This is a genomic window from Rhodomicrobium sp. R_RK_3, from assembly GCF_002198715.1.
In the GTDB taxonomy this organism is placed as follows: Bacteria; Pseudomonadota; Alphaproteobacteria; order Rhizobiales; family Rhodomicrobiaceae; genus R-RK-3.
In genome coordinates, this window is record NZ_MWLK01000001.1 from 220,024 (window position 1) to 232,910 (window position 12,887).

The 12,887-nt window shown below is 64.5% G+C and carries 13 protein-coding genes; 6 read left to right on the top strand and 7 right to left on the bottom strand.

Going from position 1 to position 12,887, the window contains the following annotated elements; translation table 11 throughout:
* Positions 1 to 54: 54 nt before the first annotated feature.
* Entirely contained in the window at positions 55 to 699 is a 645-nt protein-coding gene (locus BLEFHOIH_RS00980) for a pyridoxamine 5'-phosphate oxidase family protein (RefSeq protein WP_088342619.1), read from the bottom strand.
* A 92-nt stretch (positions 700 to 791) separates the two neighbouring features.
* On the opposite strand from BLEFHOIH_RS00980, the gene BLEFHOIH_RS00985 reads away from it, so the two are divergent.
* Positions 792 to 2,246 (top strand): PLP-dependent aminotransferase family protein, encoded by a 1,455-nt coding sequence (locus BLEFHOIH_RS00985; protein ID WP_088342620.1) that lies wholly within the window; start codon positions 792 to 794, stop codon positions 2,244 to 2,246.
* Between the two features lie 208 nt (positions 2,247 to 2,454).
* Positions 2,455 to 2,808: a curli-like amyloid fiber formation chaperone CsgH gene (gene csgH / locus BLEFHOIH_RS00990; RefSeq protein WP_088342621.1), complete on the top strand. Its 354-nt coding sequence runs from the start codon at positions 2,455 to 2,457 to the stop codon at positions 2,806 to 2,808.
* A gap of 26 nt (positions 2,809 to 2,834) precedes the next feature.
* Here the strand turns inward: csgH and BLEFHOIH_RS00995 are convergent, their stop codons facing one another.
* Positions 2,835 to 3,392 carry a DUF924 family protein gene (locus tag BLEFHOIH_RS00995; protein WP_088342622.1) on the bottom strand — a complete coding sequence of 186 codons (558 nt, stop codon included), beginning with the start codon at positions 3,390 to 3,392 and terminating at the stop codon, positions 2,835 to 2,837.
* Positions 3,393 to 3,708: 316 nt separating this feature from the next.
* Here BLEFHOIH_RS00995 and BLEFHOIH_RS26005 point away from each other — a divergent pair, with 316 nt between their 5' ends.
* Entirely contained in the window at positions 3,709 to 4,611 is a 903-nt protein-coding gene (locus BLEFHOIH_RS26005; protein ID WP_125461528.1) for a hypothetical protein, read from the top strand.
* 266 nt (positions 4,612 to 4,877) lie between these two features.
* Here BLEFHOIH_RS26005 and BLEFHOIH_RS01005 read toward each other — a convergent pair whose 3' ends face one another.
* Entirely contained in the window at positions 4,878 to 6,848 is a 1,971-nt protein-coding gene (locus BLEFHOIH_RS01005) for a glycosyltransferase (protein ID WP_088342624.1), read from the bottom strand.
* Positions 6,849 to 6,980: 132 nt separating this feature from the next.
* On the opposite strand from BLEFHOIH_RS01005, the gene BLEFHOIH_RS01010 reads away from it, so the two are divergent.
* Positions 6,981 to 7,826 (top strand): transporter substrate-binding domain-containing protein, encoded by an 846-nt coding sequence (locus tag BLEFHOIH_RS01010; RefSeq protein ID WP_170936930.1) that lies wholly within the window; start codon positions 6,981 to 6,983, stop codon positions 7,824 to 7,826.
* 27 nt (positions 7,827 to 7,853) lie between these two features.
* On the opposite strand, the gene BLEFHOIH_RS01015 is transcribed toward BLEFHOIH_RS01010, so the two are convergent.
* Together BLEFHOIH_RS01015 and BLEFHOIH_RS01020 are read right to left on the bottom strand one after the other, a co-directional pair.
* A complete protein-coding gene (locus tag BLEFHOIH_RS01015) occupies positions 7,854 to 8,807 on the bottom strand; it encodes a neutral zinc metallopeptidase (protein ID WP_088342626.1) in 954 nt (317 codons plus the stop codon).
* 45 nt (positions 8,808 to 8,852) lie between these two features.
* Entirely contained in the window at positions 8,853 to 10,217 is a 1,365-nt protein-coding gene (locus BLEFHOIH_RS01020) for a malonyl-CoA decarboxylase (RefSeq protein ID WP_088342627.1), read from the bottom strand.
* Between the two features lie 259 nt (positions 10,218 to 10,476).
* On the opposite strand from BLEFHOIH_RS01020, the gene BLEFHOIH_RS01025 reads away from it, so the two are divergent.
* On the top strand, positions 10,477 to 11,217 hold the full coding sequence (locus BLEFHOIH_RS01025; protein WP_088342628.1) for a GntR family transcriptional regulator: 741 nt from the start codon (positions 10,477 to 10,479) through the stop codon (positions 11,215 to 11,217).
* A 65-nt stretch (positions 11,218 to 11,282) separates the two neighbouring features.
* Entirely contained in the window at positions 11,283 to 11,672 is a 390-nt protein-coding gene (locus tag BLEFHOIH_RS01030; protein ID WP_245296814.1) for a DUF427 domain-containing protein, read from the top strand.
* A 13-nt stretch (positions 11,673 to 11,685) separates the two neighbouring features.
* Here the strand turns inward: BLEFHOIH_RS01030 and BLEFHOIH_RS01035 are convergent, their stop codons facing one another.
* Together BLEFHOIH_RS01035 and BLEFHOIH_RS01040 are read right to left on the bottom strand one after the other, a co-directional pair.
* Positions 11,686 to 12,207 carry a DUF1499 domain-containing protein gene (locus BLEFHOIH_RS01035; protein WP_170936931.1) on the bottom strand — a complete coding sequence of 174 codons (522 nt, stop codon included), beginning with the start codon at positions 12,205 to 12,207 and terminating at the stop codon, positions 11,686 to 11,688.
* Between the two features lie 201 nt (positions 12,208 to 12,408).
* Entirely contained in the window at positions 12,409 to 12,639 is a 231-nt protein-coding gene (locus BLEFHOIH_RS01040; protein ID WP_088342630.1) for a hypothetical protein, read from the bottom strand.
* Between the last annotated feature and the right edge of the window lie 248 nt (positions 12,640 to 12,887).

Here is a 12,887-nt window from a genome sequence, read left to right on the forward strand (position 1 = left end):
GATAGCCCGGAAGCCGGAGTCGGCCAAGGGCCGTGGCCCTTGGCCGCGAGCCGGTCAGAGGCGTGCCTTGACCGAGGCCGGGATCGCGACGCCCTCACGCAGGCGGCTGTCCCCGACCGGCGCGCCCGCCGCGACGCGCAGCGGGATCAGCCCGGCCCAGATCGGCAGCTCGTAATCCTCCTCCTCGTCGATGGGCGGGCCGGAGCGCGCCTTCAGCGAGGCCGCTTCGACCTCGACCCGCAAAACGGCGGTCGAGCGGAGCTCCTTCTCCGTCATCGGGCGCGACTCCGCCCAGCGGCCGGGCAGCAGATGATCGGTGACGGCGGCGAGCGCAGCTTCCGCTTCCTCCAGGTCGGTGACGAGCCGCGCATTGCCATGGATCATCACCGCGCGGTAGTTCATCGAGCAATGGAAGGCCGAGCGGCCAACGACGATGGCGTCGGGCAAAGTCAGCGTGATGCAGACCGGCACGCCCGGACCCATGGTCTTGGCGAAGCGCGCCGCCTTGGCGCCGTGCAGGTAGAAATTCTCGCCGACGCGTCCGTAAATCATCGGGATGACCATCGGGCGGTCATCGGCCACAAAGCCGACATGGGCGACCAGCCCTTCGTCGAGCACGGCGTGGATTGCGGCGTGGTCGTAGCTGCCGCGATCGGCGCGGCGCACCTTGCTGTAACGGGGGATGGCGGTCTCGGACATGGCGGCCTCTCGAAAGTCTGGCTTATGGCGTTCAATCTGCGGTAATCTGGCCCCAGTGAAAAGTGCCAGTTCCCGATTTTTGAGAGGACCAGTTGGCCGATCTCCTGTCCGGAATTCTCGACCTCTCCCGGGCCACCCCCGTGCCGCTGCATGTGCAGATCATCGACCAGATCAAGCGCGCGGTGCTGGCCGGAAAGCTCCCGGCCAAGCTGCGCCTGCCGTCGAGCCGGGCGATGGCGGCGGGTCTCGCGGTCAGCCGCAACACGGTGATGGCGGCGCTCGATCAGCTCAAGGCCGAGGGCTTTCTGGAGAGCCTGCCCGGCTCGGGCATGCGCGTCGCGCCGCTGCCGGAACCGGACCTCCTGCGCGCCAAGCCGGCGAAAGCGGCAGCGCGCCAACACCGCCTCGCGCCGCATTGGCGTCTGCCGCTCGCCGAGTTTCAGCCCTCCGCGCTCGCCCATCCCCAACCCTTCGCGCCCGGCATCCCCGATCTCAACGCCTTCCCGCATGAGCAATGGAGCACCGCCCTGCGCCGCGCCGCGCGTCTCGCGGACACGCCGAGCGCGGGCTACGACCACATGTCCGGCCATCCGCGCTTCCGGCAGGCGCTGTGCAAACATCTGGCCGAGGCGCGCGGCGTCGTGGCGGAAGCTGAGCAGATTATCGTCACCTCCTCGGCGCGCGGCGGCCTCAGCCTGCTGACCAGCGCCCTGCTCTCCCCCGGCGAGGAGTGCTGGGTCGAGGAGCCCGGCTTCCGCAGCGCCAAGGCGATCTTCTCCGCGCATGGCGGCCGGCTGGTCCCCGTGCCTGTCGACGCGCAAGGCATCGATCCATCGCGTGCGCCCGCCTCGGGCAAACCGCGGCTGATCTACACCACGCCCTCCCATCAATATCCGACGGGCGCGGTGATGACCCTGGCGCGGCGTCTGGAACTGCTCGATGCGGCGAGCCGCGCCGGCGCCTATATCGTCGAGGACGATTATGACAGCGAGTTCCAATATCGCGGCCGCCCGATCGCCGCGCTGCAGGGCCTCGACCGCAGCGGCTGCGTGCTCTATCTCGGCACATTTTCGAAGAGCCTTCTGCCGGCGATCCGCGTCGGCTTCGTGGTGGTGCCGGCCGGGCTGGCGGACGGCTTCCGGAAGGTGCACCGGCACACCGCGCAATTCGTGCCGCCGGTGATCCAGCTTGCTCTCGCCGATTTCCTCGAACGCGGCCATTACGCCGCCCATGTCCGCCGGATGAAATCGATCTATTCCGACCGCCTGTCGGCCTTCTGCGAAGGCATCGCCCGGCACTCCGGCGGGGCGCTGGCGGCGGCCATGCCCGATGGCGGCTTGCAGACGGTCGTCACCAGCCGCGACGGCATGGCGGATGCGGCGCTCGCCGCGCATCTGGCCAAGGCCGATATGCAGGGACAGCCGCTCGGCGATTTCCACATGGTGCCCAAGGCGGCCGTTCATCGCGGCATGCTGATGGGTTTTGCGGCCTGGGGCGAAGCCGAGGCGGCAAAAGCCATGGCGCGGCTCGCCCGGCTTTACCGCTGACGGCTACGTGGCACTACGCGGATGGCGCGCGGCCGCCCCGGCGCTAATATCGGCAACCGCGACGCAAGCCTCGCGCGATAGCATCGCCGTCATGTTCAACGGAGCGATTTCGGCCGCGCAGGGATACCGGCGGCAGGGAGACCAAATGGCGGCAGGCAATGCAATGGCTGGGCAACGGTTCATCCCGCTGGCCCTCGGATTGGGAGTGATGGTCGTGGCAAGCGAGCATGGCGCGGCGGCGAGCGCGGAATCCGGTCCGATCCGCTGCGAGATCAAGGTTTTGAGGGACGGCGGCGGCGTGCAACTGGAAGGCATGGTGTTCGCCAGCGACAAGGTGGCGGGCAGCTACCGGCTGCAGGTGCGCAAGACCAGTGGCGGCGGCAGCTCCAATGTCAATCAGGGCGGAAATTTCAGCGCCGCGCCGGATGCGCCCGCCAAGGTCGGCATGGTGACGCTCGGCGGCGATGACGCGGCCTACTCGGCCAAGCTGCAGGTGACGTGGTCCGGCGGCACGGTCGAATGCGAGGAGAGCGTCGGCGGGGCGAAGGAGCGCAATCTTTGAGGCGATGGCCCCGGCCCGCCTCCACCCTAAAACCGCGATCCCGGCTCGGTCAGAAACGCCAGCTCCGCTTCGGTCGAGACACGGCCGAGGATGGCATTGCGATGCGGGAAGCGTCCGAACCGCGCGATGACGTCACGGTGGCGCCGCATGTAGTCGATCTGTTCCGCGATGCCGAGCTCGTCATATAGCGCGATGCCCCGCTCCTGGACTGCCAGCCGCTCTGAATGCATGAACGGCAGATAGAGGAAAATCCGCTGCTCCGGCGTCAATTTCGCATCGAGACCCGCGGCAATCGCCCGTTCGGCAAGCGAAAGCGCCTGCCCGTCCGTCGCGAACGCTTCCGGGGTTGCGCGATAGATGTTGCGCGGGATCTGGTCGAGCAGGACGACCAGCGCCAGCATCCCCTCCGCGCTCGCCTCCCACGCCGCAAGCTCGCCGCGCTTCGCCTTGCCGAGCGCCGCCTCGAACCTCATCCGCAAGCCCGCATCGAAATCGGCGTCCGCGTCGAACCATTTCGCCTTTACCGCCTCGGAGAACCAGAACCCCACCACGTCCCCCGGCGTCACCGCCTCGCCGCCGCTCATCGTTTTCGCTCCTCAACGCCGGCGACTGACCTTCGTCACCCCATGCTCAGTCTTCTCCAACTGCCAGGAGAGCAGAAAATATGGCTCGCTCTGAGGTGAATAGAATGCTGAACGTGTCACGATCGTTGCAAGACATCTCCACTCCTTGCCACATCCAGCACCTAGGTGATTCAATGACTGGTTCCGACAAGTTACACCCGTCGGGGCTCTGCGGGAAGCTTGGGTGCTGTGCAGGACCGCGCGCATCAATCCGTCAATTTCGCTGAGAACAAACACGCGATAAGGCCATTTACTATTTTACGATAGGAGAGTTCTCATGCCCTATTTTCTAAATCTATTCTCACCTGAGACGTGGACAGCATTCCGCGAGGCTGGATGTACCGTTACCGGATTTTCTCGGCATCAAAAGACACAAGCGCAGCGTTCGCTAGCGCTAGACAGTGTATTCCTGTGTTATCTGGTCGGTTTAGGACGGTGGTGCGGCGCTCTAAAGATCGAGTCAGAAGCCTATATTGACGAAACGCCATTGTTTAAACAAGAGACTGACCCGTTCATTATCCGCTTCCGCGTATCTCCTCTAGTAGTTCTCGATCCGGAACATGCCTTACCCATACGCGAACTTGACATATGGAGGACGCTGGCCTGGACTAAAGCTATCGTGCCTGGCTCCGTCGGGTGGGGAGCGAATTTTCAACGTTCACTCAGACGATTGCCAGAGGAGGATGGAGCGTATTTGCTCAAGCGTCTCATCGCGCAGTCTCATCAGCCGCAGCGCTACGATCTGACCTCAAAAGATCGTCGAGCTTTGAATCGGGCAACTGTTCGCACTGTTTCAGGGGAGTTGCCGGTCGAGATCCCCGGCGAGGACGATGACATCGGGGCGGTTGAGTCGGAAGCAGTGAAAGAGCCTGAAGCCCGCCAATCGCACGTTGTCCAAGGTCTAATCGCCGAGATTGGAAACAAGATGGGCTTCAGGATTTGGTTGCCCAGGGCGGACCGTGAGCGAGTAAAATCCGCTTCTGCATATGATTTATCCAACATTATTGCCGATATGCTGCCAATGAACTATAACGATGCAACCATCCGCACTATTGAGCAGATCGATGTTTTGTGGTTGCGAGGGCGATCTTCGCGCGAGCATTTGAAATCGAGCACACCACGGCCATCTACTCTGGGTTATTGCGCATGGCTGACCTCGTTGCGCTCCAGCCGGACATAAATATCCCCTTACACATTGTAGCGCCGGAGGAACGTCAATCGGCAGTCTTAGACCAGATAAAACGACCCGTATTTAGTCTGCTCGAGACCGGCCCGCTGTCGGAACGCTGCAGTCTCCTAACCTATGACGACATTCAAGAGATTGCGGCCAAGCCGGATTTGTCCCACATGCGGGACACAATATTGGAACATTATCAAATATTTGCGCAATAGACCCGCCGACAGATTAGGAAATTTTAGCTCCGAATCGCTATTGCGCGCTGCAAGTTACCGGTTATTCTTGACTCGACTGACCCTCGTCACCCCGTGCTCCGTCTTCTCCCAATAATGGGGTGCGGTGATGAGCTGGTAAACGGCGCGGTAGGCGGCGGCGGAGATGAACAGCCAGTAGACCGGGATGAACACGAGCTGCGGCGCCAGCCGGCGCACCGACCTGCCCTTCAGCACGAACAGCCCCAGCGCCAGCGACGCCGCATAGCCCGCGACCAGATTGAAGACCGCGATCATCCAGAGCTGATGGCCGAAAGCGGTCTCCGCCGGGGCAAAGATCATGCCGGCCGCGGCGTCATGGACGATCAGCACGAAGGATAAGGGATAGACCAGCGCCGCGATGATGATGCCGGCGAAATGGCCCTGGAAAGCCAAAAACCCCGCCGGCCCGAGCTCCCGGTAGAGCCGCGCGGGCTGGCGCATATGCACGCCATAAGTCTGCATCCAGCCCTTCAGCCAGCGCGTGCGCTGCCGGATCCAATTGCCGGGCTGGCAGGCGGCCTCCTCGAATGTCGTCGATTCCAGAACCTCGGCCCTCAGCCCGCAGCGATAAAGCCGCATGCCGAGATCGGCGTCCTCGGTGACATTGTGGGCGTCCCAGCCGCCAAGCTTGCGCAAGATCTCGGTGCGGAAATGATTGGAGGTGCCGCCGAGCGGCATCGGCAGGCGCGCCTTGTCCAGCATCGGCAGGATGCCGCCGAACAGCGAGGCGTATTCGATGGTGAACTGCTTGGCGAGCCAGTTTTCCGAGGCATTGTCGAAAATCAGCTTGGCCTGCAGGCAGACCACCTGCGACGACGCGCTGTGAAAATGCGAGGCCGCCTTCAGCAATTGCGCGGCGTCGGGCCGGTCTTCGGCGTCGTAGATCACCAGATATTCGCCGGTTGCGAATTGCAGCGCGTAATTCAGCGCGCGCGGCTTGGTGCGGGGCGTGCCGGGCGGGACGATGACGATCTCGAAATAAGGCGCCAGCCTGAGAGCCTGCGCCGCCGCGATGGTCTCGGCGTCGTCCGCCTCAAGCACCAGCTTCACGTCGAGCTTGGCCGCCGGGTAGTCGAGCGCTTCGAGCGCGGCGACGAGCTGCGGCAGGACGCGCGCCTCCCGGTACATGGCGACCAGCACCGTGTAGCGCGGCAGCTCGGAGCAGCGCATCCGGCGCAGCGGCTTGCCCGGCCCGAGCACGCGGCGATAGCAAGCATGACCGGCCGCCGCGCAGCGCAGGCAAATGGTCAGCATGAACATCAGCGACAGGGCGGCGCTATAGACCACCAGCGTCTCGCGGGTGGCGAAGATGGCCGCGCCGAGAAACAGGCCGGCGGCGACCGAGAGCGAGGTCGTCTGCCAGCCGTTCAGCCCGATCGCCGCGCTGAAACGCGGGTGCCGCGCGCCGAGCCCGGCGGACGCCGCGAGCGCCAGCTCCGGTCCATAGCTCCTGGCGATGGCGGCGGCGAGATCGCGTTGGCCGACGAGGCACAGCCGGTCCTTGGCGGGGCCGAGCTCGCGCGCAAGCTCGGCGATGGATGCGGGGGTGAAACTCTCGCCGTTCAACGCCGCAGCCGCCATCGGGGCTTCCAGCGGCACGGGCTGGCGGCTTACGATCTGCCGGTAAGGTTCGGGCGCGGGGTGGATGCGGCGCAGCCTTAATTCATCATCCGTCCGGCGCGGGCGGATGCCGCAGACGATGGCGAGCGCGCGCAAATAGGCAGCCGACTGCACCGCGCCTGTCGACAGCGCCGCCTCGCGCAAGGGCACGCCCCAGCGCAGCGCCAGCGCCCGCAGTCTTGCCAGCATGGGCGGCGGCACCCCGGCATGGGCGAGAATGGCATCCTCGCTGACCGGCGCCGGCAATGGCGGGGCGCGCGGCGCGGCGCGGGGCGGCAGCAGCACGGGGAGAATGGGCAGGCCGCGCGGACCGATGCGCCAGGCGTTGCCGCGCTCGGGCGGTAAACTCGGAACTGGACTGATCATGCGTGGGGCTGTTTAAACGCAGGGACAAATGGTGCTGTTTTGATTGTATTGAGCGCGGGCACTCGCCAAAATACCGCAAAATGCCTATCAGGCATGGCACTCACGGCGATTCGGATGATACGGAGACTGAACTTGCGGAGATTGTCGCGGCGCCTCGCCGCTTTGGTTTTGGGCACCCTGCTGCTGGCATCCGGCGCCGGCACCGCGCAGGAAACCGCCCCCGCACCGTCGCAATGGCGCGAGGAGAGCATCGGGCCGCGCCCGGACTGGTCCTGGCTGCTGGCGCTGCGCTTCGTCACCGAAACCGACTATCCGCCCTTCAACTACCGCGACGAGGACGGCACGCTGACCGGCTTCAATGTCGATCTCGCGCGCGCCATCTGCCGCGAGCTGGAAGTGAATTGCGAGGTCAATTCGGTGGATTGGGCGCGCCTGATCCCCGCCCTGAAAGACGATGAGGCGGACGCCGTCATCGCCTCGCTGGCGATCACGCCGGGGACCATCGAGCAGGTGGACTTCACCGACAGTTATTACGCGACGCCAGCAAAGTTCGTCGTTCGCAATGCGAGCAAGATCGAAAGCGTGCTGCCCGACGACTTGGAGGACCTCAAGATCGGCGTCGTCAAGGACACCGCGCATGAAGTCTATCTGCGCAGCTTCTTTCCCGGCTCGGAAATCGTCACTTTCGCCAGTGACGACGAACTGCGTCAGGCGCTGAAGCAGGAGAAGATCGATCTGCTGTTCGGCGACGCCATCAGCCTGATGTTCTGGATCAACGGCCAGGATTCGGAGAATTGCTGCCAGTTTCGCGGCCGTGGCTTCATGGAGGCGAAATATTTCGGCGAGGGCGTCGGCATCGCCGTCACCAAGGGCAATATCCGGCTGAAGGAAGTGCTGAATTACGCACTCGCCCGCGTCCGCGCCTCGGGCCGGATGGAAGAATTGCTGCTGCGCTATTTCCCGTTGGCGATCTACTAGTCTACCCCGACCGGCTCTCCCTGGACATTAAATCGCACCGGGCGCGAACGTATCGCAGGCTGAGAACTGGCCGCTCTGAAATCCCTTGCGGAACCAGCCGACGCGGTCCGCCGACGTGCCGTGGGTGAAGCTGTCGGGGGTGACGCGGCCTTGCGTCTTGCGCTGGATGCGGTCGTCGCCGATGGCGGCCGCCGCGTTCAGCGCCTCGTCGATGTCGCCGGGCTCGACGATCTGCAGGCGGCTCTGCGCGTCATGCGCCCAGATGCCGGCGAGGCAATCGGCCTGCAATTCCATCCGCACCTGCAGCGCGTTGCTCTCGCGCTCGCTGGCCCGCGAGCGCGCGCGCTCGACCTTGGCGGAAATGCCGAGCAGGGTCTGCACGTGATGGCCGACCTCATGCGCGATGACATAGGCTTGGGCGAAATCGCCGCTCGCGCCGAAGCGGTTTTTCAGATCGTCGTAGAAGGAGAGGTCGACATAGACCTTGCCGTCATTGGGGCAGTAGAACGGGCCCATCTGCGAGACGCCCATGCCGCATTGCGAGTCGACATCGCCGCGAAACAGCACCAGCTTCGGCGGCGTATAGGTCTGGCCGCTGGCCTTGAAGCGCTCGCCCCAGATGTCCTCGGTGGTCTTCAGCACGACGGAGGTGAACTGCGTCAGCTCCTGCTCCTCCGGGCTGAGCGGACGGTTCGCCTCGCGCGGGCCCTCGCGCATCGGCAGTTGGATGCCGCCGCCGCCACCGCCGGTCTGGTCGAGGATCACGCGCGGATCGATGCCGAGGAAATAGGCAAGGCCCAGAATGACGAGAACGCCGACGATGCCGAGGCCGCCACGACCGCCCACCGGACCGTCGCCACCGCCGCCGCCGCCGGGAAAGCCGCCGCCACGCGGGAAACGGAACGGAAAGCCATCGCCGCCGCCCTGTTCGTCCCGCCGATCCTCGACATTGTCGCTTCCCTGCCGATCGCGCCAGCGCATGCCATTCTCCCAAATCGTCTTAGCAAGCCGCTCGCCCTCCGGCGGCTATTCCCCGACCGGCACCAGCGCCTGCGATTTCTCCGGCAGCCTCAGATAGGACCGCACCGGCTTCGACGCCGCCACGGTCCCGGCATGGGCGTACATCTCATGATTGCGCTCGATATCGCGCAGATCATAGCGATAGTTCACCATTAACCCATGCGCCTCGCGCATGCCTTTCGGCGAAATATTGCCCAGCCAGTTAATGCGCTCGAGCCGCGCTCCGTTCCCGAGATGGAAGCGCGCAACCGGATCGACCGGCCGGCCGTGGATATTTTTGGCCGCCAGGAAATAATGCGCGGCGCTCGCCATCAGCACCGGCTCCATGGCGGCGACGAGTTCCTCATCCTCGGTCCAGGCCGGATCGCCGAGATTGTCGAGGATGGCCAGTTCCGTGGCATCGAGATAGGTGAGGATCTGACTGGCCTTGGCGCGCTCTAGCCAGTCGCTGAACCCCGGCACCGGCGACAGCGTCACGAAGGTCTTCAGGCTCGGAATGGCGCGCGTCAGGTCCTCGACCACCTGCTTGATGAGGAAATTGCCGAAGGAGATGCCGCGCAGGCCGTCCTGGCAGTTCGAGATCGAATAGAACACCGCCGTGTTCGGCTCGCGGATCTGGGCGGCGTCGTGCTTCTCCTCCTCCAAGACCTGCTGGATCGAACCGGGCACGTCGCGGGTGAGCGCCACCTGGACGAAGATCAGCGGTTCATCGACCAGTGACGGATGGAAGAAGGCAAAGCAGCGGCGGTCGGCTGGGTCCAGCCGGCGGCGCAGATCGTCCCAGCCCTTGATCTCGTGCACGGCCTCGTAGCGGATGATCTTCTCGAGGATGTTGGCCGGGGTCGACCAGTCGATGCGCTGCAAGACCAGGAAGCCGCGATTGAACCAGGAAACCAGCAGATGCACGAAATCGCGGTCGACGGCGGCAAGCGCGTCGTCGCCCTTGATGAAGCGCAAGAGGTCGGTGCGCATATTGACGATGGACGAAGTGGCGCCGGGGGCAAGGTTCAGGCGGCGCAGGAATTCCAGCCGCGGCGGCTCGACCACCTGGGTCAGCCGGCGCAGTGCGTCGGGGCCGGGCGACTGCACATAGGCCCGCGCGGCGCTCGCGACACGCTCGGCATCGGGGGTGAAGCTTTCGGCGAGGAAGCGGAAATATTGCCGGCGGCCGTCATCGTCGAGGGCTTCGTAGCGCGCCAGGATCTGCCGGGCGAGCGCCACGCCGGACGCCTCGCCCCGCCCCGAAAGCAGCGCCGACGACAAGCTCTCGATGGTCTCGCCATGGCTCGACACGATCCCGGACAAGTCCAGAAGCTGCCGCCCCCGGTCCGAAATCGCCGTCAGCAATTCCCCAAAGAAAGAAACGTTCATCTCGAAATCCCGCTCTCTGCCCCAGCCAAGCTCAGCTTCGCGTTAAATCATCAAACGGAAAGGCTTCGGCCTTCTATTCTGCCTGAATGGGGGCTTTGCCTATATAACCCTTCGTGAATTCGGCATTTTATACAAATGCAACTATTCCGTATACAAGATTAGGCGTTGCCGAATGGCGTTTCGCCCTCTATCGAAGAGACGGGGAGCATCGCTCCTAAAACTTTAGTCTAAGCGCAGCCGCAGCCACACGGGTTCCTCAATGGCCTTGTCCATCGCTGAGAGTCTCAAGCTCAAGATCGAAGATGAAATCTTGATGTTCAACTTCAAGCCCGGCGAGCGGCTGGACGAATCCCGGCTGGCCGAGCGCTACGGCTCCTCGCGAACACCCGTGCGCGAAGCTTTGCGCCAGCTCGCGGCGGAAGGTTTCGTGCGCATCCGCCCGCATCGCGGCGCCGTGGTCTCGGGCCTCAGCATGGCCGAACTGGTCGAGATGTTCGAGATGATGGCGATCTACGAAGGTGTCTGCGCCCGGCTTGCCGCCCGTCACGCGACGCCCGACGAGATGATCCAGATCGAGGCCGGGCACGATGCCTGCCGCGCCTTTTGCGAGGCCGATGATTTCGATGGCTACTGCCTCGCCAATGCGCGTTTCCATGAATCGGTCTACCGCGCCAGCCACAACAGCTTTCTCATCAAGCAGACGGTCTCGATTCGCAACCGGCTCGGCGCCTATCGCCGGTTCCAGCTCAGGCGCAACAACCGGCTTCGCGATTCGTTCCGCGAGCACCAGGCGGTGCTGGACGCCATCAAGGGCGGCCATGCCGAGGAGGCCGACCGGCTGATGCGGGAGCATATCACCGTGCAGGGCTCGCATATCACCTCGCTGATCACACGTTTGCCGCCGGAATATTTCCCCGACAGCCCGAAGGGTCAGGCCGCCGCGGTGCCGCCGCGGTGGGGCAGCAGCACCTATCCGGCCGCCGCGCTCGCGTTCGAATAGGGCTTGGCAAGCGCTGCGCCGCACCTATCTGACATGCTTGTTCTATCGAGCATGAGGAAAACGGTATGGCGCAAACGATGCCCAATTCCGGCCCCGGCTACGCGAAGCGGCCCGACCACCGCGTCGATCTGGAGCCCGGCCCGCACCATGTGCAGGTGATCTTCAACGGCGAGGTCATCGCCGACAGCATGGCCGCCGTCACGGTGAACGAGTCGACCTACCCGCCGGTGCATTATGTGCCCCTGGCCGATGTGCGCCAGGATGTGCTGCGCGCGAGCGACCACACCAGCTATTGCCCGTTCAAGGGACGGGCCAACTATTGGTCGCTGGATGTCGGCGGCAAGCGGGCGGAGAACGCCGTCTGGGCCTATAACGAGCCCTATGACGAGGTCGCCGAGCTGAAGGGCAAGGTGGCGTTCTACCCGAGCCAGGTCGATCAGATCTTGATCGACTGACGGGCGTGCTCCGCTATTCGGCGACCGGCGGCACTTCCTTGGCGAGCTTGTCCAGCCAGCGATTGATGCGGGCGAGATTGACGCCGAGATCGTTGCCGCCGAGCTGCGAGCGGGAATAGATGGCGAGCGTCGAGCGGCCGCCCGGGCGATCCAGAAAGCGCACGATGATGGTGTCGGGAAAGCGCATGCGCTCGCTGCGCTGGACGTAGCGCTCGGCCGGAACGGCATCGTCGATCGCCACCAGCGTCAGCCTTCGCTCCGAGGCGATCGCCCGGCCGAGCGCTCGGCGCAAGGCTGCGGCGTCGACGGCAAAGACCGGCGGGTAGACGTCGATCCTGGCGCGGGTCAGATCGGCGGGGGCAGCAAGCGCGTCATTCGGCTTCTTGCGCCGCTGCAAAGTTTCGAAGCTCACGGGGCCGAGGTCGGCAGGGCCATAAAGCGACCAGATGCGCTCAGGCCCCAAAAAGGCGAACGCGGCGGCGAGGGTGGCTGCGATCAGCGCGATCGCGGCGGCGATGACGACCCACAGGCTCAATCGGATGCTCCCGGCCGTTTCGGATTGCATGAGAGGTAGCACGGCGCGGGCTGGGGCGGATAGGGGATGATGCGGGTGAGGCCCGCTACGCGCATAGCGCGTGTGGATAAGCATGGCGCGGACATGCAAATGCCCGGCGCGGTCCGGCTTCAGGGGCCGATCCGCCTCCGGGCATGGGTCAACAGCCGAAGCTGCTAAGGCTTAGAACCGGCCGGGCTGGGTCTCGATGAAGCGCTTGGCGATCTCGCGCTCGACGCTGTCGGTCAAGACGCCGCCATGCTCGTGAATATAGCGCTCGATGGCGAGGTCATTGCGCGCGACGCGGCGCGATGCAAGCCAATCGATGCCGCGCTGAAGCAGCGTCGGCTTGCTGGCGCCACGCGGGGCAGCGTAAAAATGACCGCCGGCCGCATAGGTAATCTCTTTGGCCATGTGGCTCTCCTATCTCGAAATCAGGAAGGACTGCCCTGGTGTTTCCTGACCCCCAAAACTGGTCTCTTTCGCACTTGCGAACAACCCATATCGCGGCGCACCCAGCCCTACCGGATTTGCATAGCTTGGGAGAGGGACGGAACCGGGCCCTCACTCAGATCCAGAGAAAGGCGAAGAACAGGAAGAAAATCCCCAGCGGCACCATGATCGGCCAGAGTTCGGCGGGCGGCGGCGCGGGAGGGGCCGGC